Annotated in this window: 23 protein-coding genes and 3 tRNA genes; 9 read left to right on the plus strand and 17 right to left on the minus strand. The window is 67.6% G+C overall.

The genetic code is table 11. From position 1 onward, the window contains the following. Positions 1–31 precede the first annotated feature (31 nt). The 8 genes from folP to CQ045_RS05985 form a co-directional block, all read right to left on the minus strand. A complete protein-coding gene (folP, locus tag CQ045_RS05950; protein WP_105721749.1) occupies positions 32–841 on the minus strand; it encodes a dihydropteroate synthase in 810 nt (269 codons plus the stop codon). Further along, positions 841–1,446, minus strand: coding sequence for a GTP cyclohydrolase I (gene folE / locus CQ045_RS05955; protein ID WP_105721750.1), 606 nt, complete (start codon positions 1,444–1,446; stop codon positions 841–843). The genes folP and folE overlap by 1 nt, the downstream gene beginning before the upstream one ends. A 1-nt stretch (position 1,447) precedes the next feature. Beyond that, positions 1,448–3,448, minus strand: a complete 2,001-nt coding sequence (gene ftsH, locus CQ045_RS05960) for an ATP-dependent zinc metalloprotease FtsH (RefSeq protein WP_105721751.1) — start codon at positions 3,446–3,448, stop codon at positions 1,448–1,450. 72 nt (positions 3,449–3,520) lie between these two features. Continuing rightward, on the minus strand, positions 3,521–4,072 hold the full coding sequence (gene hpt / locus CQ045_RS05965; RefSeq protein ID WP_105721752.1) for a hypoxanthine phosphoribosyltransferase: 552 nt from the start codon (positions 4,070–4,072) through the stop codon (positions 3,521–3,523). Between the two features lie 126 nt (positions 4,073–4,198). After that, positions 4,199–4,720: a hypothetical protein gene (locus CQ045_RS05970; RefSeq protein WP_258130967.1), complete on the minus strand. Its 522-nt coding sequence runs from the start codon at positions 4,718–4,720 to the stop codon at positions 4,199–4,201. 93 nt (positions 4,721–4,813) lie between these two features. After that, positions 4,814–5,341, minus strand: a complete 528-nt coding sequence (locus CQ045_RS05975) for a hypothetical protein (RefSeq protein WP_105721753.1) — start codon at positions 5,339–5,341, stop codon at positions 4,814–4,816. Next, positions 5,338–7,272 carry an alpha/beta hydrolase gene (locus CQ045_RS05980; RefSeq protein ID WP_105721754.1) on the minus strand — a complete coding sequence of 645 codons (1,935 nt, stop codon included), beginning with the start codon at positions 7,270–7,272 and terminating at the stop codon, positions 5,338–5,340. Before CQ045_RS05980 ends, CQ045_RS05975 begins: the two co-directional genes overlap by 4 nt. After that, positions 7,269–7,535, minus strand: a complete 267-nt coding sequence (locus CQ045_RS05985; protein ID WP_105721755.1) for a hypothetical protein — start codon at positions 7,533–7,535, stop codon at positions 7,269–7,271. The genes CQ045_RS05980 and CQ045_RS05985 overlap by 4 nt, the downstream gene beginning before the upstream one ends. 138 nt (positions 7,536–7,673) lie before the next feature. Between CQ045_RS05985 and CQ045_RS05990 the strand changes: the two genes are divergently transcribed. Further along, positions 7,674–8,273: a DUF937 domain-containing protein gene (locus tag CQ045_RS05990; protein WP_105722189.1), complete on the plus strand. Its 600-nt coding sequence runs from the start codon at positions 7,674–7,676 to the stop codon at positions 8,271–8,273. A 54-nt stretch (positions 8,274–8,327) separates the two neighbouring features. Here the strand turns inward: CQ045_RS05990 and tilS are convergent, their stop codons facing one another. Further along, positions 8,328–9,320, minus strand: coding sequence for a tRNA lysidine(34) synthetase TilS (gene tilS, locus CQ045_RS05995; protein WP_105721756.1), 993 nt, complete (start codon positions 9,318–9,320; stop codon positions 8,328–8,330). A gap of 80 nt (positions 9,321–9,400) precedes the next feature. Here tilS and CQ045_RS06000 point away from each other — a divergent pair, with 80 nt between their 5' ends. Together CQ045_RS06000 and CQ045_RS06005 are read left to right on the plus strand one after the other, a co-directional pair. Further along, positions 9,401–10,066 (plus strand): TMEM175 family protein, encoded by a 666-nt coding sequence (locus CQ045_RS06000; protein WP_105721757.1) that lies wholly within the window; start codon positions 9,401–9,403, stop codon positions 10,064–10,066. A gap of 83 nt (positions 10,067–10,149) precedes the next feature. After that, positions 10,150–10,641 carry an inorganic diphosphatase gene (locus CQ045_RS06005; RefSeq protein ID WP_105721758.1) on the plus strand — a complete coding sequence of 164 codons (492 nt, stop codon included), beginning with the start codon at positions 10,150–10,152 and terminating at the stop codon, positions 10,639–10,641. A 92-nt stretch (positions 10,642–10,733) separates the two neighbouring features. On the opposite strand, the gene CQ045_RS06010 is transcribed toward CQ045_RS06005, so the two are convergent. Then, entirely contained in the window at positions 10,734–12,086 is a 1,353-nt protein-coding gene (locus CQ045_RS06010; protein WP_105721759.1) for a M23 family metallopeptidase, read from the minus strand. 211 nt (positions 12,087–12,297) lie between these two features. Here CQ045_RS06010 and CQ045_RS06015 point away from each other — a divergent pair. The 3 genes from CQ045_RS06015 to CQ045_RS06025 all read left to right on the plus strand — a co-directional run bounded on the left by CQ045_RS06015 (position 12,298) and on the right by CQ045_RS06025 (position 12,615). Next, positions 12,298–12,370: transfer RNA gene (locus CQ045_RS06015), tRNA-Glu, on the plus strand. Positions 12,371–12,399: 29 nt separating this feature from the next. Then, positions 12,400–12,473, plus strand: a tRNA-Asp gene (locus tag CQ045_RS06020). Positions 12,474–12,542: 69 nt separating this feature from the next. Next, positions 12,543–12,615 (plus strand) — tRNA-Phe (locus CQ045_RS06025). 117 nt (positions 12,616–12,732) lie between these two features. On the opposite strand, the gene CQ045_RS06030 is transcribed toward CQ045_RS06025, so the two are convergent. From CQ045_RS06030 to CQ045_RS06045, 5 genes are all read right to left on the minus strand, one after another. Beyond that, entirely contained in the window at positions 12,733–13,683 is a 951-nt protein-coding gene (locus CQ045_RS06030) for a manganese catalase family protein (RefSeq protein ID WP_105721760.1), read from the minus strand. Between the two features lie 157 nt (positions 13,684–13,840). Further along, positions 13,841–14,116 carry a hypothetical protein gene (locus CQ045_RS06035; RefSeq protein ID WP_105721761.1) on the minus strand — a complete coding sequence of 92 codons (276 nt, stop codon included), beginning with the start codon at positions 14,114–14,116 and terminating at the stop codon, positions 13,841–13,843. A 103-nt stretch (positions 14,117–14,219) separates the two neighbouring features. After that, on the minus strand, positions 14,220–14,558 hold the full coding sequence (locus tag CQ045_RS06040; RefSeq protein WP_105721762.1) for an ATP-dependent DNA ligase: 339 nt from the start codon (positions 14,556–14,558) through the stop codon (positions 14,220–14,222). Positions 14,559–14,675: 117 nt separating this feature from the next. After that, complete coding sequence (locus tag CQ045_RS19010; protein ID WP_258130968.1) at positions 14,676–14,801, minus strand: hypothetical protein; 126 nt, start codon at positions 14,799–14,801, stop codon at positions 14,676–14,678. A 139-nt stretch (positions 14,802–14,940) separates the two neighbouring features. Further along, positions 14,941–15,216, minus strand: a complete 276-nt coding sequence (locus tag CQ045_RS06045) for a hypothetical protein (protein ID WP_308737007.1) — start codon at positions 15,214–15,216, stop codon at positions 14,941–14,943. Between the two features lie 195 nt (positions 15,217–15,411). Between CQ045_RS06045 and CQ045_RS06050 the strand changes: the two genes are divergently transcribed. Next, positions 15,412–15,723, plus strand: coding sequence for a hypothetical protein (locus CQ045_RS06050; RefSeq protein WP_105721764.1), 312 nt, complete (start codon positions 15,412–15,414; stop codon positions 15,721–15,723). An 8-nt stretch (positions 15,724–15,731) separates the two neighbouring features. Then, complete coding sequence (locus CQ045_RS06055; protein ID WP_105721765.1) at positions 15,732–16,022, plus strand: hypothetical protein; 291 nt, start codon at positions 15,732–15,734, stop codon at positions 16,020–16,022. Positions 16,023–16,047: 25 nt separating this feature from the next. Here CQ045_RS06055 and CQ045_RS06060 read toward each other — a convergent pair whose 3' ends face one another. Then, positions 16,048–17,529 carry an APC family permease gene (locus tag CQ045_RS06060; RefSeq protein ID WP_181156458.1) on the minus strand — a complete coding sequence of 494 codons (1,482 nt, stop codon included), beginning with the start codon at positions 17,527–17,529 and terminating at the stop codon, positions 16,048–16,050. Between the two features lie 22 nt (positions 17,530–17,551). Then, positions 17,552–18,832, minus strand: a complete 1,281-nt coding sequence (locus CQ045_RS06065) for an amidohydrolase family protein (protein WP_105721767.1) — start codon at positions 18,830–18,832, stop codon at positions 17,552–17,554. A 207-nt stretch (positions 18,833–19,039) separates the two neighbouring features. Between CQ045_RS06065 and CQ045_RS06070 the strand changes: the two genes are divergently transcribed. After that, a complete protein-coding gene (locus CQ045_RS06070; protein ID WP_181156459.1) occupies positions 19,040–19,531 on the plus strand; it encodes an Lrp/AsnC family transcriptional regulator in 492 nt (163 codons plus the stop codon). Positions 19,532–19,534: the final 3 nt, after the last annotated feature.

A 19,534-nucleotide genomic window follows, 5' to 3' on the forward strand; every position in this document is an offset into this window, starting at 1 on the left:
TCTAGCGTACGGGGATCGTCCCGCCACGCCCTCAGCCTTCCCAGGCGTGCGCGACGGCGAGCGCGTCGCGCGTGCCGGCGACATCGTGCACCCGCACGGCCCAGACGCCCGCGCGCGCCGCGAGGGCACTGGTCACCGCGGTCGCGAGGTCGCGACGGCGCTCGGAGACCTCGTCATCCGTCCCGGCATCCTGACGCAGCGTCTCGGCCAGGAAGCGCTTGCGCGACGTGCCGACGAGCACCCGCGGACCGAGGGCGACGATCTCGTCGAGACCGCGCAGCACCTCCCAGTTCTGCGCACCCGCCTTCGCGAACCCGATGCCCGGGTCGACGATCAGCCGCGACGGGGCGATGCCGGATGCCGCGGCCTCGCCGATGCGCTCCTGGAGCTCGCCGGCGACCTCACGGGCGACCCGTCGGTACTCGGCGTTCGCGTACATGTCCTCGGAGAAGCCGCGCCAATGCCCGATCGCGAAATCCGCACCGGACTCGGCGACGGCCGCCCGCATGTCGGGATCGGCGAGTCCTCCGGAGACGTCGTTCACGATCCTCGCCCCCGCCCGCACGGCGGCCGCGGCCGTGGCGGCGCTCAGCGTGTCGATGCTGACGGGTGCGCCCGCTGCGGCCAGCTGCTCGATGACCGGGATCACCCGTTGCTGCTCGATGTCGGCCCCGACGCGATCGGCGCCGGGCCTGGTCGACTCGCCGCCGATGTCGAGCACCGCCGCGCCTTCTGCGCGCAGCCTCAGACCGTGGGCGACCGCCCGATCGACGTCGAGGTAACGGCCGCCGTCGCTGAAGGAGTCGGGGGTGACGTTGACGATGCCCCAGATGCTCGTCATCAGTGCGCTGCTCCGGGCCCCGCCGACGCGCCGATCAGCGTGATCAGCTCGGTCCTGGCGGCAGCGTCCGTGTACTCCCCGCGCGCCGCGATCGTGAGGGTCGACGCTTCGGGCTGCCGTCCGCCGCGCATGGTGACGCAGCCGTGGGAGGCGTCGAGCACGACGAGGACTCCCCGGGTGTCGAGGTGCTCCGCGATCGTGTCGGCGATCTGCTCGCCGAGACGCTCCTGCACCTGCGGACGGGCGGCCAGGATCTCGACCACGCGCACGAGCGCACCGAGGCCGACGACCTGCTCGCCGGGGAGGTACGCGATGTGCGCATGCCCGGCGAAGGGCAGCAGGTGGTGCTCGCAGACCGAGCGGAAACGGATGTCGCGCAGCAGCACGGCCCCGGAAGGCAGGGTGTCGGGTGCGGGTCCGCGGGCGACGCTGATGGTGCGCGCGAGCGGCTCGGCGGCATCCTCCCCGACTCCCTCGAAGAACTCGGAGTACAGCTCGGCCATCCGCGAAGGGGTCTGCTTGAGCCCCGGGCGGTCGGGATCCTCACCGATCGCTTCGAGCAGCTCTCTGGTCAGTCGCTCGACACGCTGCCTGTCGACGGTCACGTCAGGCCGTCGCGGGTCGCGGGTTGCTCGCTCCCGCCGATCCCTGCTGCGGTCGCGCTGACGGCGCGGGCGCCTCGACGGAGGCCGCGAGCGACACGTCCTTCTTCGGCACCTCGATCGGCGGACGCTCCGACACGGGACGGTCTTCGCTGGACAGCCACAGCGGACGCTCCGGAAGCTTCTTCACCTCGGTGAAGATCTCGGCGATCTGGTTGTGGTCGAGGGTCTCCTCCTCGAGCAGCGCCAGAGCGAGCTTGTCGAGGATGTCGCGGTTGGCGCTGATGACCTCGTAGGCCTCGTTGTGCGCCTGCTCGATGAGCGCGCGCACCTCGGCGTCGACTCGCTCGGCGACCCGCTCGGAGTACTCGCGGCCGCGGCCCATGTCGCGGCCGGCGAAGGGCTCGCCGCCCTCGCTGCCGAGCTTGACCGGTCCGACCTGTGTGGTCATGCCGTACTCGAGCACCATCTTGCGGGCGATCGAGGTCGCCTTCTCGATGTCGTTCGAGGCTCCCGTGGTCGGGTCGTGGAAGATGATCTCCTCCGCGACGCGGCCGCCCATGGCGTAGGTCAACTGGTCCTGCAGCTCGTTGCGGGTGACCGAGTACTTGTCGTCCAGCGGCAGCACCATCGTGTATCCGAGGGCCTTGCCGCGGGGCAGGATCGTGATCTTGGTGACCGGGTCGGTGTAGTTCATCGCCGCCGCGGCGAGTGCGTGTCCACCCTCGTGGTACGCGGTGATCAGCTTCTCCTTGTCCCGCATCACACGGGTGCGACGCTGGGGTCCGGCGATCACCCGGTCGATGGCCTCGTCAAGGGCACGGTTGTCGACCAGCTGCGCGTTCGAGCGCGCGGTGAGCAGAGCGGCCTCATTGAGCACGTTCGCCAGGTCGGCACCGGTGAACCCGGGAGTCTTGCGGGCGACGACCTCGAGGTCGACGCTCTTCGCGAGCGGCTTGCCCTTGCTGTGCACCTCGAGGATCTTCTGGCGGCCCTTGAGGTCGGGGGCGTCGACGCCGATCTGGCGGTCGAAACGACCGGGGCGCAGAAGCGCGGGGTCGAGGATGTCGGGGCGGTTGGTCGCCGCGATCACGATCACGTTCGCGTTCGGATCGAAGCCGTCCATCTCGACCAGCATCTGGTTGAGGGTCTGCTCGCGCTCGTCGTTTCCGCCGCCCATGCCGGCGCCACGATGGCGACCGACGGCGTCGATCTCATCGATGAAGATGATGGCCGGGGCGTTCTCCTTGGCCTGACCGAAGAGGTCACGCACACGCGAGGCGCCGACGCCGACGAACATCTCGACGAAGTCCGATCCGGAGATCGAGTAGAAGGGGGCGCCTGCCTCGCCCGCGACCGCCCGCGCGAGGAGGGTCTTACCGGTTCCGGGAGGGCCGTACAGGAGCACGCCCTTCGGGATGCGAGCGCCGATCGCCTGGAACTTGGCGGGATCCTGAAGGAACTCCTTGATCTCGTGGAGCTCCTCGATCGCCTCGTCGGCACCGGCGACGTCGGCGAAGGTGACGGTCGGGGTCTCCTTGTTGACGAGCTTGGCCTTGGACTTGCCGAACTGCATGACCTTGCCGCCGCCGCCCTGCATCGACGACAGCAGCCACCAGAACAGGAGGCCGAGCAGCACGAGCGGGAGGAGGAGCGAGAGGAAGCCGTCGAACCATGTCGCGCGCGGCACCGCGTCGTTGAAGCCGTCCTTGGGAGCCGCCTCGTTGATCGCGCTGACCACTTCGTCGGCGCGGGCGTCGACGTAGTAGAACTGCACGTTCTCGGAGCCCTCGAACGCCTTGGAGAGCGTCATGTCGACGCGCTGGTCGCCGTCGGTGTTGACGACCTCGGTGACCGTGGTGCCGGAGAGGAGCTTGAGCCCCTCCTGTGTCGTGATCTGCTTGGGCGCACCCAGATTCGAGATCAGCAGGAATCCGCCGAAGAGCAGGACGCCGATCAGCGCGACGTAGATCAGCGGATTCCGGGTGAGCTTCTTCACATCCATGATCGGATCAGCGTATCGCGCGCGCCCTAGGGGGTCGCTGTGCGTTCACCCACGGCGTAGCGTGGCGAGGCGTCAGGAGTAGACGTGCGGTGCGAGTACCGCGACGTCGCGCAGGTTGCGGTAGCGCTCGTCGTAGTCGAGGCCGTATCCGACGACGAAATCGGTGGGGATGTCGAAGCCGACGTACTTGCAGTCGATGTGGACCTTCGCCGCTTCGGGCTTGCGCAGGAGCGCGAGCACCTCGATCGACTCGGCTCCGCGGGATCCGAAGTTCTCGAGCAGCCAGCTGAGGGTCAGACCCGAGTCGATGATGTCCTCGACGATCAGGACGTGCTTGCCGTTGAGGTCGGTGTCGAGGTCTTTGCGGATCTGCACCACACCGCTCGACTTGGTGCTGGCGCCGTAGCTCGACACCGCCATCCAGTCCATCGGGGCGTGGAACGGCAACGCCCGGGCGAAGTCCGCCATGACCATGACGGCCCCTTTGAGGACGCCGACGAGTACCAGGTCCTTGCCCTCGTAGTCCTGGGCGACCTGCGTCGCCAGCTCATCGAGCTTGGTGAGGATCTCCTCCTCTGTGACGAGGATCTGAGCAAGGTCGTCCTGGATCTCCGCGGCGCGCATGGATCGATTTTAGGTGACGGAACCGGATGCTCCGGTTCAGGGTTCGCCGTTGCGATCAGGGTCGCTGTCGACGCGTGCCGTCTCCGGGCTCACCATGAGGACGCGCCGGCTCCTGCCGTGCCTCGGTCAGGAGGAGATGTCGTCATGGTCTCCGCGCACCGTCGTCGGGCTGACAACCGAGATGTCGAACCGTTCGACCTTGCCTGGTTCAGACTTCACCCACGCGATCTCCACGTACCAATCGTCCCTTCGGAAGCCGTCCGTGATCGTGCGGCCTTCGCTTGTCTCGCGGACGCGCTCCACCGTCCAGCCATCCGACTTCATGGCCTCCGTGACGGCGGCAATCGCCTCAGCCGCTGCACCCTCCCGCTCCACGAGGCTGACGTAGGCCTGAGCCTGCCACCAGGCGGGATCGCCCGGACGTTTCTCAGCGGTGACACCGTTCTGCGGCGCCTGCCCCCGCGACTCCAGCTCAGTATCGAGCGCCGGCTCCAGGTCAACGGGGATGAGCTCCACGACGCTCATCGCGAGCGTCTCACTCTCCGCCTTGTACTCGTCGAGTCGGCTCTCCGGTGTCGGTGTCACCGCGCATCCTCCCAGAATCAGCACGCAGACGAGCGCGATCGTCAGTCCGGTCAGTCTTCGCATCACTAGACAGTCAAAAACGACCGCACGACCTCAGCGTGAGGAACTCGACGGAAGGCGATGAGGACGATCACCGCGCAGGGACCGCATTCGACTTCAGGAGTGAATCTCGTCATGGTCACCGCGGGTCGTCTTGGGGCTGAGCACACCGATCTCGATGGTCTCGTACTTGCCCTCTTCGGAGCGGACCCAGGTCACCTCGACATACCAGTCGTCTTTGCCGTAGGCGTCGGCGATGCGTCGCCCCTCCGACGTCTCACGTGCATCCGTGTGCTCCCACCCGTCTGCGAGCAACTGCGCCGCCATCGCCTTCGCGGCCTCTTCAGAAGCCCCGTCGCGCTGAACCGGCTCAACATAGGTGTCGACCTGCCACCAGACGGAGTCCTCGGCAGACGGTTCGGCAGATACCGGGTTCTGAAGCATCCGTCCTCGAGACTCGACGTCGGGAGTCGTCGACGGCGCAAGGTCCGCCGGGATCATCCCCACGATCTCCTCCGCCAGCGCCTCAGCCTTCACCTGATATTCATCGAGGCGACTCTCGGCCGTCATCGCACACCCTCCCAGAGCCAACGTCACGAGCAGCCCTGTGGCCAGGGCGGCGACACGTCCGATGTTCTTCATCATTCGATCTTCTCGTATGCCGGAGCGAAACCCGACTTGTCGATTCCATCCGTCTGAACCGGCGCCTGGATGATAGGCCCGGAACCGGGCACGATGATCGGCCGCGGGTTATATACCTCGTCCGGGGCGTAGAGCATTGCTTCGCCTCCGGTGATGACGGCGATGATGTTGTCGAACGCCACCGATCGCGGGTCGTACACCGAGGTGTGGCTGTCGATACCACGAGGCGTGCCGTTGCCCTTGATGTTGTAGTCCTCGAGGTCGACGACCCTTCCGCCTTGCTCGTCCTGAATCCAGCCCGTCTCCAGTCGGATCACGCCGTCCGCGGTGAGAGGCGACTGACCGTGCATCTGGTCGGGGCCGTTGCCCTGGATCAGGCCGACGACCAGGTCGCCTCGCGCCATCATCGAATAATGCGGCACGTCGCCCGTCTTCGGGAAGTCCGACAGACCGGACACTCCGGCCCCCATGCCCGCCGGCGAGACGTAGAAGATCCGGTCCGCCTCGAGGCCCGCCTTCTCGGCCAGGCCAAGGGCCGCCGCACCATAGCTGTGGGCGACGACCGTGAGCGTCGACGAGGCCGGTTGTCCGATGCCCGCGACAAAGTCCCTGAGCTTCGGCGCGAGATCCTGCGCAAAGGATGCGTCCGTCGGTCCCGGTAGCTCGAGCTGCGGGAACGTGCCACCCGCCCACTGGAAGACGGCTGAGTTCGGGCCGGCGGCATTGTAGAGTTCCGCTCCGGTGCCGTCCCCGAAGCTGGTCATGGTCGTCGTGGTGCCCGGCACTGACACGGCGACATTGCGGATCCACGCGGGGATGTCGCCGGTCACCGGGTCGATCGGCCCGTGATAAGTGGCCACCGCATCGGCGTTCGGGTCGAAGACGACGACCCGAGCTCCGGCTCCCTTGTCGGTGTGCTGGCGCTCGCTCTCGTCCCACCAGACATAGTCCTGGTCGAGCAGGCTCTGCCAGTAGTCGATCGGCTCGCGGAGTTTGTCGATCTCGTCGAGGTAGCCCTTGGCTGTCCAGGCGTCCGCGCGGTTCCCCGTCTTGAGACCTTCGACCAGGGCTTCGAGCCGGGCGATCTCGGCTTCCCGGCGCGCGATCTCGTCGCGGATGTTGTTGTGGTTCGCGGTGACGCGGTCGCGGATCGGGATGCCGTTGAGGTTGCCGATGATCAGCGGCGACGCGGCGATCAGCGCGTCTCTCGTCGCCGCATCCATCGAGTTCCACGTCTCGCGGATGATGTCGGGGTCGCCGAGTCCGGCGAGCGATTCGGCGGTGATCGCGTTGACGTCACCCGCCCATGCGAGGCTGGCGGCCGCGAATCCCGCACCGCCGACCTTCCCGCCCTGGGTGACGGCCGAGATGAGCGGCACCGCGGCGAGCGCGTTCACCGCCCGCTGGTCGATCGCGGTGCGCTCCTCGGCCAGCGCGTTGTAAGACGAGCGGGCGGTGTAGTAGTCGTCGATCGCGTCCTGCCAGCGACGCAGGTAGCTCGGGTCGTCGACGTACATCCACGACGGCAGGACGGCATCCCAGCCGAGCGCCCACCCCGTCACGAACTCGCTCGCCGCGCTCAGCGCCTCGGCTCGGCGCACGAAGATGTGGTCGTACGCGTTCTGCGCGGCGCGAAGCCTCCGCGCGGCCTCGCTCTTCAGCCCTTCGAGATCGGTGGCGTAGGCGGAGATCGCGGTCGAGATGCCATCGAGTCCTTCGGCCGCCTCGCCGAAGCGCTGCGAGAGGAGCACGACCCGCGCACCGAGCGCATCGGCCGACGACGCGGTCATCGAGGTGATGCTCGCGAGCGCGGCATCCGCGTCGCCCTTGCGCTCCCGCGACGACCCGGCCCGCGTGGAGAAGGTGGTCGCGTAGCCGTTGACGGTGCCGACGTCGCCGCGGGCGGGATCGTCGATCAGTCCGGGGAGGTTCATCGCGCCGCCTGCGCGAGAGCCTCGTCGGAAGCGGTGAAGGTGCTGTCCACGGATGCCGCATCGGTCGCGGAGTTCGTCGCCGTCTGCGCGAGCGCCGACAGGATCTGGGTGAGCAGCGATTCAGCCTCGCCCAGCGCACCTTCCACCGCGGACGACCCGGTGCCGCCGAAGGACAGACACGACGTGACGATCGGCGCGGCCCCCGCCGTCAGCCGAGCCTGCGCCGCGTCGAGCGCCTCTTTCTGCACATCGAGATCGGTCACCGCTGTTCCTTCCCCCCGGAAGCTTCCACCATAGAACGTGCGGCCGACGGTGGCGATGGGCAGATCTCCCCATGCCCGTGGCATCCGCACTACTGTGAGCGGAGATGCGGGCGGATGCCCCCGACGGAAGGACTCACCATGGCTCTTGACGACATCCTCACGCAGGTGCCGATCGACGACATCGCAGAGAAGCTGGGTGTCTCGCGAGACGAGGCGAAGGTCGCGGTCGAGCAGGGCGGCGCCGTGCTGCTGGGCGGTCTCGCGAAGAACGCCGAGACCGACGAAGGCTCCGCCGCGATCCAGAACGCCCTCAAGAAGCACGTGGGCACCGCGGGCGCTTCGAAGGTCGACGACATCGATCAGGCCGACGGCGGCAAGATCGTGGCGCACATCCTCGGCTCGAAGGAGAAGGAGGTCACGAAGGAGCTCACCGAGTCGAAGGCGACCCCCGGCATCGACTTCGGCAAGCTCCTCCCGATCCTGGCCCCGATCGTGATGGGCCTGATCGCGAACGCCAACAAGGACAAGACCGCGAAGGCGGATGCCGGGGCCGAGCAGTCCGGCGGCATCGGCGACCTCATCGGCGGCATCCTCGGCGGCGGCGACAGCGGCAGCTCGAGTGGCGGCGGCATCGGCGACGTGATCGGTGGACTTCTCGGCGGCGGCAAGAGCGGCAGCTCGGGCGGCGGCATCGACCTCGGCGGCATTCTCGGCGGGCTCTTCGGCGGTAAGAAGTAGCCCCTCAGCCGCGGCATCCGGTCGTGGGGCGCGTACGCCCGCGGTGAGACGCGCTCAGCGACCGGATGCGGTGAAGACGATTCTCCCGCCCTGGCGCACGGCCGAGCATCCCGGGAGATCGATCGGCCCCTGACCGCTCCATTCGGTCACCAGGCGCGCGACCTCGATCGTCTGCGTCCTCGTGAGGCTCACGCCGAACTCGCTGTCGACCACGAGACGGATGATGCGGTTCCGCAGTGCCGCGGGGTTCGCGGCGAGAGCCGCCACGCTGACCGAGATGCCCGCCTCCGCGTGCTCGACGATGTCCTCGATCGTCTCGTGGATCATCTCGTCGAACGCCTCGGCGTCCTCTCGCAGCTGCTCGGCGGTGCGGACGAGCGCCTCGGCGATGCCCGGCCCGAGTTCCGTCTCCAGCACCGGGAGCACGCGCTCGCGAACCCGCACCCTGGCGAACCGGTCATCGAGGTTGTGCGGATCGCTCCACGGCGAGAGGTCGGCTGCGGTGCAGAACGCCCGCGTCGTCTCCCGCCGCACACCCAGCAGCGGGCGCACCCAGCGCAGCCCGTCGTCGTCCTCGCGCATCGGCGCCATGCCCTGCAGGCTCGCCGCTCCCGACCCTCGGGCGAGCCCCAGGAGCACGGTCTCGGCCTGGTCATCGAGCGTGTGTCCGAGCAGCACGGCGGCGGCGCGGACATCGGCGGCCGCATCGCGGAGCACGCGATACCGGGCGTCACGCGCCGCAGCTTCGGGTCCACCCTCGCCGTCCACCTCGACGCGCACGATCAGCGCGTCGAGTCCGAGCTCCCCCGCCGCCCGTGCCGCACGGGATGCGACCCCGGCGGAATCGTCCTGCAGGCCGTGGTCGACCGTCAGCGACGCCACCCTGATCCCCCGCTTGGGCGCCTCGAAGGCGGTGGCCGCGGCGAGCGCGAGCGAGTCCGCCCCTCCGGAGAGTGCGACGACGACGGTCGATCCCTCGGGCAGGTCGGCGAGCGCAGTGCGCACGGCCAGGCGGATCTCGGCGATGGCAGGGGAGAGAGACGGCACGGTTCCACGGTAGGGCACGGGTCCGTCTCGCGCGTCCGACCATCGTGCGGCGGAGAACCACCCGGGGCTATCCTGGCGCCGTGACCGATATCCCGCGCACGCGGCCGTTCCGGACCGAGCGGTTCAAGGCCTTCGTCGACGCCGTCGTGGCGATCGCCATGACGCTGCTCATCCTCCCGTTGATGGAGTCCGTCTCCGATGCCGCATCCGGCCACATGAGCACGGCCGAGTTCCTGGACGAGCATGCGGGACAGCTGCTGAGCTTCGGGCTGAGCTTCCTCCTCATCGCCACGTTCTGGATGGGTCACCACCGTCAGTACCGTGACGTGGAGTGGGTCACCGGACCGCTCCTGTGGATCAACGTCGCGTGGATGGCGACGATCGTCTGGCTGCCGGTCCCCACGGCGATGATCGGGCAGATGGATTCCGACGCCCTCCAGGCCGTGGTCTACATCGGCACGCTGATCATGACCCAGGTCACGACCCTCGCCGGCTGGCTGTATCTGGCGCGTCATCGCGAACTCGGCGACGTGGCACCCGAGACGATCCGCGCGGGGGTGATCGGCGACCTCGCCGCGATCATCCTGTTCACCGCAGCTCTCGCCATCGCGGTCGTGGCTTCTCCGAACGGCTACGCCGGACTGTTCCTGCTCCTCCTCAGCGATCCGGTGAGCCGTCTGCTGAATCATCTCTTCCGGAGACGGCGGAGCGAGCCGCCGGCGCCGGCAGCCGACTCCGGATCCTGAGCGGTCGCGGCCCACGGAGCCTCGAGCGCCGCGGGTAGGCTAGTCCGCGGCATCCAACCGAACTTTTCCTGAGGAGCACACGCATGGGCGCACACGACGCCGTCATCGAGATTCCGCGCGGCAGCCGCGTGAAGTACGAGGTCGACCACGAGACCGGGCGAGTGCACCTCGACCGCGTGCTCTACACGACCTTCGGCTACCCGGCCGACTACGGCTACTTCGACAACACGCTCGGCGAGGACGGCGACCCGCTCGACGTGCTCGTGCTCCTCGACCACGCCATCTACCCGGGCGTCGTCGTCGAGGTCCGCCCCGTCGCGGTCCTCAAGATGAGCGACGAGGCCGGCGGAGACGACAAGCTCGTCGCCGTGCTGGCGAAGGACCCCCGCTGGGCGCACATCCAGGACATCGAGGACATCGCCGAGTACACGAAGAAGGAGATCTCGCACTTCTTCGAGCACTACAAGGACCTCGAGCCCAACAAGTGGGTCAAGGTCGACGAGTGGGGGAACGCCGCCGAGGCGCAGCGCATCCTCGACGAGGCGATCGTCCGTTTCGGCGAGCAGGGTCACTGACCTCCAGAGCCTTCCGACGGCACGCCGTCGACGCGAAGACCCCCGGTTCCGCAGAGCGGCCGGGGGTCTTTCGTGTTCCGTGAGGCGGATGCTCAGGCAGAGACGCCGCGATCGGCTAGGAACTGCACCGGGTTGACCGCGTTTCCGCGCACGTAGACCTCGAAGTGCAGGTGGCAGCCGAAAGAACGCCCGGTGTTGCCCGCGTAGGCGATGACCTGACCGGAGTTGACCCACTGACCGGAGCGCACGAGGATGCCGCCGTTGCGGATGTGCGCGTAGCCGGTTCCGATGCCGCCGCCGTGCTGGATGCGGATGTAGTTGCCGTAGCCGCCGTTGCCGCCCGCGTAGTCGACCGTGCCGGACTGCGCGGCGTAGATCGCGGCGCCGCAGCCGTTCGCGAAGTCGGTGCCGTAGTGGAAGGGTGACGAGCAGCCCTGCGAGCCGCACTGCTGCGAGCGGGGACCGTACCCCGAGCTCTTCCCGCCGCCGTGAGGACGGCACCAGCCGCCGCTGCCCTGGGACCCTCCACCGCCGCCGTTGCCGCCGGCGTTGGCCGCGGCTTCCGCAGCCTCGCGGTCCCTGCGCTTCTTCTCCTCGATGGCGACGCCGACCTTGTAGCCCTCGACCGTCTTCGTCGTCGCGTCCTTGAGGGCCGCGAGCTGCGCCTGCATCGTGGCGAGGTTCGCGGACTGCTCGTCGAGCGCGGCCTGGGCGGCGTCAGCGGCCTGCTGAGCTGCGACCATCTTCTCCTCGGCGAGCTTCTGCAGCCGGTCGCGCTCGTCGCGCGCCACCACGGCCTGGTCGCTGAGCGACTGCGCGGAGTTGCGGGAGGCGACGGCATCGTCGTACACCGACTGGTTGTACTCGAAGAGCTTGTCCATCGTGCCCAGGCGCGCGAGCAGTTCGTCGGCGTTGTCTGCGGAGCCGGTGAAGAACAGCTCCAGCGAGGTGTCGTCGCCACCGTTGCGATACAGCTGCGCCGCCACCTGGCCGGCCTTGCGGGCGGATGCGTCGGCCTTCGCCGCCTGCTCGTCGGCCTTCGCCTGCACGGCGTCGGCGGCGGTGGCTGCGGCGAAGTACTTCTGCTGCGCGTCGTAGAACTCGTCGGAGGCGACTTGCGCCGCCGCCTGCGTCTCGGCGACCTTCTGGGTCAGGGACTGGATGAGCCCCTCGATGCGGCTGACCTCGGCGGCCTTCGCGGCTTCGTTGTTCTTCGCGCGCTGCACGTCGTCCCAGCTCGGGTACGACGCGGCGTAGGCGGCGGAGACTCCGTTGGTGATGCCGAAGGCGCTGAGCGCGACGACGCTGAGCGCGCCGATGCCGAGAGCTCCGCGACGGCTGACGCCCGTCTTGCCGAAAGCACGACGTTCTGTCGGGCTGGGCGCGCAGCCGCAGTCCTCGGATGCCGCAGCAACTGCAGCATCCAGTGTGATCTTGTCGTTCACACGGCCCCTTCCGCCGGTTTCACAGTTGCCACACTAACAACAACTGTCACATCCGCACCAGGGCGGTTCGCGCGGGCGTCGTCGCACGCCTGACGTCTCCATCGTCCTCCTGAAACACGCCCGGGGGTAGCCGCCGCGCCCTCGATTCGCGATTTGCCCGAATCATCCCTTATGCTTGAGCGTCGGCAAGGAAGTCCCCCGGGACTGACTCGGCCCCATCGTTTAGCGGCCTAGGACGCCGCCCTTTCACGGCGGTAGCACGGGTTCGAATCCCGTTGGGGTCACACCTTCCGATACAATTGAAAACAAGTATGGCCCTGTAGCGCAGTTGGTTAGCGTGCCGCCCTGTCACGGCGGAGGTCGCGGGTTCAAGTCCCGTCAGGGTCGCTCCGTGCGTCGAGCTCTTTCTTCGGAGAGGGCTCTTCGTCTAGGACGCGACAGGTTCGCCGGTCGCGCGGCTCTGTAGCTCAGTTGGTAGAGCGTTCGACTGAAAATCGAAAGGTCACCGGATCGATGCCGGTCGGAGCCACACGGGTGATCATTACAATCACCCCAGAAACCCTCGCCTAGCTTCTACATGGCGGGGGTTTTGCTTTGCCCGCCGAGCCGGCCCGACCGTCTCCGTCCTGTCACGCGCCCCGGACGATCACGGGAGTCGCCCGAACGTCGCATCGATCTCCGCCATCTCCATCGCAGCGGTCGCTTCGATCAGGGCACGCAGTTCCTCATCCGCCCCGGGCGAGAACTCCTCGAGACGCTCCGGCGAGATCGTCATCGGAGCACCGACGGGCGCCTGCTCGCTCGCGTCGAGATCCGTTCCGTCGTTCGACGGCGATGCGCCCTGGAAGATCTTGCCGGCTTCCGACTGCGCGGTGAGATCGAACGAATACTGCTTGCTCTGCAACCCCAGATCGAGGAGCTTCTTCACCTCGGGGAACTGCTCGGCGTTCGTCTTCGGGATCGGGAGTGACGTGCGCCAGTTCACTCCGAGTGTCTCGAGGGCCTTGGCGTAGGCGTTCTCATGCGCCTGGTCCCGCACGATGAGATAGGAGATCGTGCTGCGCGCCATCTTGTTGTCCGTCATCTCGTACAGGCGGCACTTCTGCAGCCGGCCGGTGGACTCGAGCATGAGGTTGTAGAGCAGGTCGAGCACGAGGTTCCCGGAGTTGTAGACGTAGCTTCCGGACCAGGGGTTGCCGACCGCGTCGACGGGGAGCGCGCCCTGTGCGCCGACGAGGTAGTGATGGATGTTGCTCGTGTCGACCGCGATGCGCAACGGCGTCGCGCCTCCCGCTCCCGGCTGGTCGACCGGGTCGGTCGGCTTGCCCTGGTACTGCGGGGAGCCGTCCAGCAGTCGCGAGATGGTCGTGCCGATCAACTCGACGTGGCTGATCTCCTCCGTGCCGATCCCCTGGATGAGGTCCTTGTAGGGCTTGCCGTCGGGTCCCCGGAAGTTGATGCTCTGGAAGAGGTACTGCATCATCGTCCGCATCTCGCCGAATTGACCGCCGAGCCCTTCCTGCAGCGCATTCGCCGCCGCGGGATCGGGCTCGTCCTGAGCGATCTCGTTGATGAATTCCTGAACGTGGAAATACATGCTGCCTCCATTGGCCGACTCTGCGATGTCGGCCCATACTGCTCCCGTCGGCCGACATCTCCGCCTCCCTCGACCTGCGGGGCAAACGGACGTACTATGCGGCACTCCCGCTGCACCCCGCGGTCATCGGGCACCCTCCGGGCAGCGTCGAGGAGGGTCAGTACTCCCAGTCCGGGAGCGGGGCGATCGGTGCCTCATCCGAGGTCACCGCGATCCCGTCGCGCTCGACGGTGATCACGATCCTCGACCGCGACGACACCAGGACGCTCACGAGCTCGTCCCCGGCGGAGAGATGCACGAACGTCGGTTCCGACCGTGCCGCTGCTTCGATCTCGCCCATGAGGTCGACCAGATCGCGGTCACCGTCCAGGAGGAAGGGCTGCCCATCGATCACGATGTGCGTATTGGTGCTCGCCGTTCCCGGACTGCTCATGTGGGGACCCTATCCCCGGCGCGCGTGACCGCAGAGGGGGGTTGCGTGCTGACGCGCCCGCCGGTAGCGATGACGACGAAGCCGAGCGTGATGGTCGCGTCGGCTAGACGTGGGCAGGCACGCCGACTCGCTCCGCCGGTGCCGTCTGCTGCGGTTCGGGGACGAGGTAGAGGCCGGAAGGAGAGCTGGCCGTGAACGCGAGAGCTTCGATCCAATCGCGGTTGATCGCCGGCTGTCGACTGCCGCTGTACTTGAAGACGAGAGAACTGCCCGCGTGGATCCACACGGTCGTGCGACCACCGCCGACGCTCTGGTCCTCTCTCCAGGTGAACCCGAAGGGCTCTCCCCGCCGGAGCTTCGCCGTCATCACCAGCTGCAGATGCGTGAGCGCGCGATCCTCGATCTCGGTCTTGACTCCGTTTTCATAGATGAGCCTGCCCATGGTGATGTCCTCTGTTCGCCACGGGACCCGTGCCAAGAGGCGCAACCGAGATGATCACTGGTGGTGATACCCAGCATCTCACGCTTCCCTGTGTGCCGGCCGGGGCGGCCGGAAGCATCACCCGTCGTCTGGATCTTCTGCGAGGACGTCGCCCTCCGCGTCGCTCGTGGACGGCATGTCCGGATCGATGCCTTCGGCTTCGACCTCGCGGTCGTCGTCAGGATACGTCTGAGGGTCTGACATCACAGTCTCCGATCACGTAGGGGCGTCGATCAGTCTCACCCCTCACGACCGTCACGGGAGGCCCGTTGACAGGCGCGGGCGGCGGGCCGACAATCCGCCCGCTCCCTCCATCGAGGCGCGAGGTCCGTCGCCGAGCGCGTCAGGCTGTAGCGAGCGGCGGCAGGTGCGGGATGGGGACGGGGCGCCCGGCTCGGCGGGAGCCGTGGAACCGCTGCACGTCTTCCAGGACGTCGGCCGCGGACATGTAACAGCTCGCGAGCGGAAGGTCGCGGAGCCAGACGACTTCCACCTCGACGGCATCGACCTGATAGACGCAGGCGACCGTCTGGCGAGAGTCGTTCGGCGCATAGCGATGATCGAGGATCAGCCACTCGGTATCGGTGATCTTGCGCAGCTCGAATCGGGGATCGGGCATCGCGGACATCTCAACACTCCAATCAGTCGACAGACACTGACTGCCGAATGGAGCGCACCGCACCCGAGCGACGCGGGCAGCTGCGCCGCTCGGTCAACGGGCGCCCTTCGGCCCGCCAGAATTTCACCAGAATTGTACGTCGGCGAGAGGCGCTGCTCAACTCGTCCACGCCTCCCGGACCGTTAGGGTTCTGATATGGGATTGATCCAATACGGCAGTGGTGACGAGATCCATATCGACGACCGCGCACTCGCGCACCTGAAGGTGGTCATCGCCACCAAGCTCCGCCGCAACGAGAGCTTCACCCTGTCGTGGAAGCACGCGGACGGCAACCCGGTCGGCAGGTCCACGATCTGGCTGCATCCCTCGATTCCGCTCCGGTTCACCTTCGAGGAGCCTGAGGCGCCCCAGCTGAACGTGAAGTGGATCGAAGAGCTCATGCACTCCGCCAACTCCACCGGGGGCATCATGCTCGTGGATGAGGTGCTCGACACTCCGGAGGGCTAGTCGCAGAGATGAACGTCCGCCGGATCGAGCTCACCATGCACAAGCCGTGGTTCGCGCTCTACGCGGGAATCAGGCCCACGCTCGTCATCGGCGAGCGCGGCCAGCCCACGCAATGGGGGCGGGGCACGTGGCAGGTTCCGTCCGATCGGACGGTGACCATCGGCGTCTATCTGTTCAACCGTCTCTGGCGCTTCGGACAGGCCGAACTCATCCTCGACCCCGAGGATGCCGCGGCGTGGGAGTACCGAGCACCGGCGCTGCCTTTCCTCCGCGGCCGTCTGCGCCGCAGTCCTCTCTGAGCCGGGCGGCATCCGCCCCTCGACCTCACCCTTCGGCGTCGACGTCGACCGTGTTCAGCGCGGCGTAGCGCTGCGGACGCCGAGAGCGGAGGACGAGGGCGATCACGATTCCCGCCACGATCGCGAGCGGGATCGGCACCAGCAGCAGGACGTTGACGAAAGGCTCGGCAGCGGTCAGCAGCTCGAGCTGGGACACGCTGAGCCCCACGAAGACGAACAGACCGATCGCCGCGAGCACCGGCGCCACGATCACCCGCCAGACGCTGTGCCCGTGCCGGTCGCGGAGGAAGAACGCGACGACCGCGATCGCGGCGATGCCCTCCAGCAGCAGGATCCCGAGCACGCCGGGGGCGGCCGACCACAGGAAGACCACGAGGTACGGATCGGCGCCGGCGAGGGCAGCGAACCCCAGCACCACGACGCAGATCGCGATCTGCAGCGCCACGCCGCCGACGGGTGAGCCGTGCGCACGGCTGATCCGCGCGATGCCCCGCGGCAGGATCCCCTCGCGCGCGAGCGTGAAGTGGTACCGGGAGGCGGCGTTGTGGAACGCCAGGGCGGCGGCGAACGCACTGGTGCAGAGCAGCAACTGGGAGAAATCGGACAGCCAGGGCCCGACGAACTGCTCCATCGATGCGAACGTCAGCAGAGCCACATCGTCGCTCGCGGCCGCCTCCAGCGCGCCCTGCGTGCCGTAGGCGGCGAAGATGCACCACACCGAGAACGTGTAGAAGACTCCGAGGAACGCGATCGCGATGTACGTGGCGCGCGGAACCGTGCGCTTCGGATCCTTGACCTCCTCCGCATAGATCGCGGTCGCCTCGAACCCGATGAATCCGCCGGCGGTGAGCACGAGCATCGCCCCGAAGCCGGGGTCGGCCATCACGGCCGGGTTGAAGATCGCGACCGTCTCGGCGATGTCGCCGCTGCCGCCCTGGCCGAGCATGAACACCTCGTAGATCACGAGCACCGCGACCTCGAGCGCGAGCGCGATACCCAGCACCTTTGCGCCGAGCGTGACCTTGAAGTATCCGAGCAGGGCGATCCCGACCACGGCGAACGCGGCGAGGATCACCCAGTTCACGCTCAACCCGAACAGCGAGGCGAGCATGTTCTGCGCGTACACCGCGAAGCCGGCGACCAGGCAGATCGTCATCGCGTTGTACGAGACGACCGCGAGGAGCGCGGAGCCGACCCCGAACGGCTTGCCGATCCCGTGCGTGATGTACGAGTAGAAGGCTCCGGCGTTCTTGATCCGCGGGCTCATGGCGGTGAAGCCGACGGCGAAGAGGATCAGGACGACCGCGGGCACGAGATATCCGTAGGCCGCCGACTCCCCTCCGGTGCGGATCGCGAGCGGCACGACCCCCGCGACCACGGTGAGCGGTGCTGCGGCGGCGACCACGAAGAAGACGAGGTCGGCGGTGCCGAGTCCGGCGCGGCGGAGCGTCCGCGGCTCGGACGCCGCGGCGGAGGTGTGGCGTGCTGAGGGGGCTGTCGGGGTCATCATCGTCCTCGTATTCGGCGTTTCAGCGGGCGGGTGAGCGGTGCGCGGGGGGAGTGAGCTCGTCCAGCCACAGTTGTTCGCCGCGGCGAACATATCGCAGACGGTCCTGGGCGAGGGAGCGGATGTCGTCGAGCGGGTCTCCGTCGACGACGAGGAAGTCGGCGGCCTTGCCCGGTTCGAGAGACCCGGTCAGGTGGTCCACCCGCAGTGCCTTCGCTCCGTTGAGGGTGGCCGCGACGATGGCGTCGGACTCGGGCATTCCGGTCTCGACCATGGTGTGGATCTCGGAGAGCGTCGAGGCACCGTACGGGACGTCGATGCTCGAGAAGCTGTCGCTGCCGACCGCGATCGTGACGCCGGCGAGACGGGAGGCGGTGAAGTTGTCGGCGACCCGGTTCTTCTCCTTCTCGACCATGGTCTCCCCGCGGTAGTTCTCGAGACCTTCCCGTGGGGGCGGCGGGTACTCGTCGAACCACGGACCGAGGAACAGCTGCAGAGTCGGGACGTGGATGACGCCGTTCTCGACCATCATGCGGCGGCACTCGTCGTCGAGCTCCTCGCCGTGCTCGAGGGTCGCGACACCGGCGCGCAGGCAGTCCTTCGCGGCAGCGAGCGACTCGGCGTGCGCGAGCACGGGGATCTTCACCATCGCCGCCTCACGGACGACCATGCAGAGCTCTTCGAAGTCGTAGTGCTGGTCGGTCTCGAGCTCCTTGTCCCACATGCCTCCGCCGGTCGCCCAGATCTTGACGGCATCGGCGCCCATGCGGTTGAGAAGGCGGACGGACTTGCGCAGCTCTTCCGGGCCGTCGGCGAGCATGGCCCACGGGTGACTTCTCTGGATCATGTCGCACGGGAGGTTGTGCGCGTCTCCGTGCCCGCCGGTGCGGGAGAGACCCGGCCCGCAGGCGACGATGCGCGGTCCGTGCATGTGGCCGTTGTTGACGGCCCACTTGAGGCGGAGCCCGTTGCGCGAGATGTCGCGGATCGTGGTCACACCGTGCTCCATGAGCGCGCGCATCTGCTGCCCGGAGAGGATGGCCTGGCGCAGGTCGTCTTCGACCACCCAGGTCGTGTAGTTCGGCGAGGAGGCGCCGCCGAGGTGCGTGTGGCAGTCGATGAGGCCCGGCATGACGGTCATGTCTCCGGCATCCACCTGCTCGGCGTCGGCCGGGATGACGATCGTCCCCCGCGGTCCGACCGCCTCGATCGTGCCGTCGCGCACGATCATCGTCGCGTCGTCGATCACCTGACCCGTGCCGTCGAGCAGACGCCCGGCCTGCACAACCGTGATTTTGCTCATCACGAACTCCTCGAACCGCTGATTTCATCGTCGAACATCTGTCTGGACACGAATATAGCGGCGGCGTGGATGAAAAGCAACGATTTTTGAAGATCTCGGGTGTGGCGGCCATCAAATTGATCGCCGCGACCGGCTTAGGCGATGAGAATGACGGTTTCCAGTACGCTGACAGCGGGCCGCCACGCCCGTAAGAGAGGAGCACCCACGATGCGATCCGGTGAATTCCACGGGCTGGTCCCAGCGCAGCTGGATGAGCTCGACCGTAAGCTCGTCCGCCTTCTGCAGGAGGACGGCCGCCGGTCCGTGACCGAGATGGCCGGGGCCGTGGGACTCTCGCACGCCGCTGTACGCCAGCGCATCCAACGGCTGCTCAACGAGCGCGTCGTGACGATCGGGGCGATGACCCACCCGCAGACCCACGGCTACGCGCAGTCCGCACTCGTCGGCGTCCGCGTGGACCACCGGGTGCACGAGGTGAGCGACGCCATCTCGGCGATCGACGAGGTCTACTACCTGGTCACGACGACCGGGCATTACGACCTCATGGCAGAGCTCATGGCCACGGACAACGAGCATCTGCTCGACCTCGTGATGTCCATCCGCGCGATCCCGGGCGTGACCGAGACCGAGACCATCAGCTTCGTCGACACCGTCAAGTGGATCTACCGCCCCGACTTCGCGACCCGCGGCACCCCCTGAGAA

It is taken from the genome of Microbacterium sp. MYb66 (assembly GCF_002979435.1).
Taxonomy (GTDB): domain Bacteria; phylum Actinomycetota; class Actinomycetes; order Actinomycetales; family Microbacteriaceae; genus Microbacterium.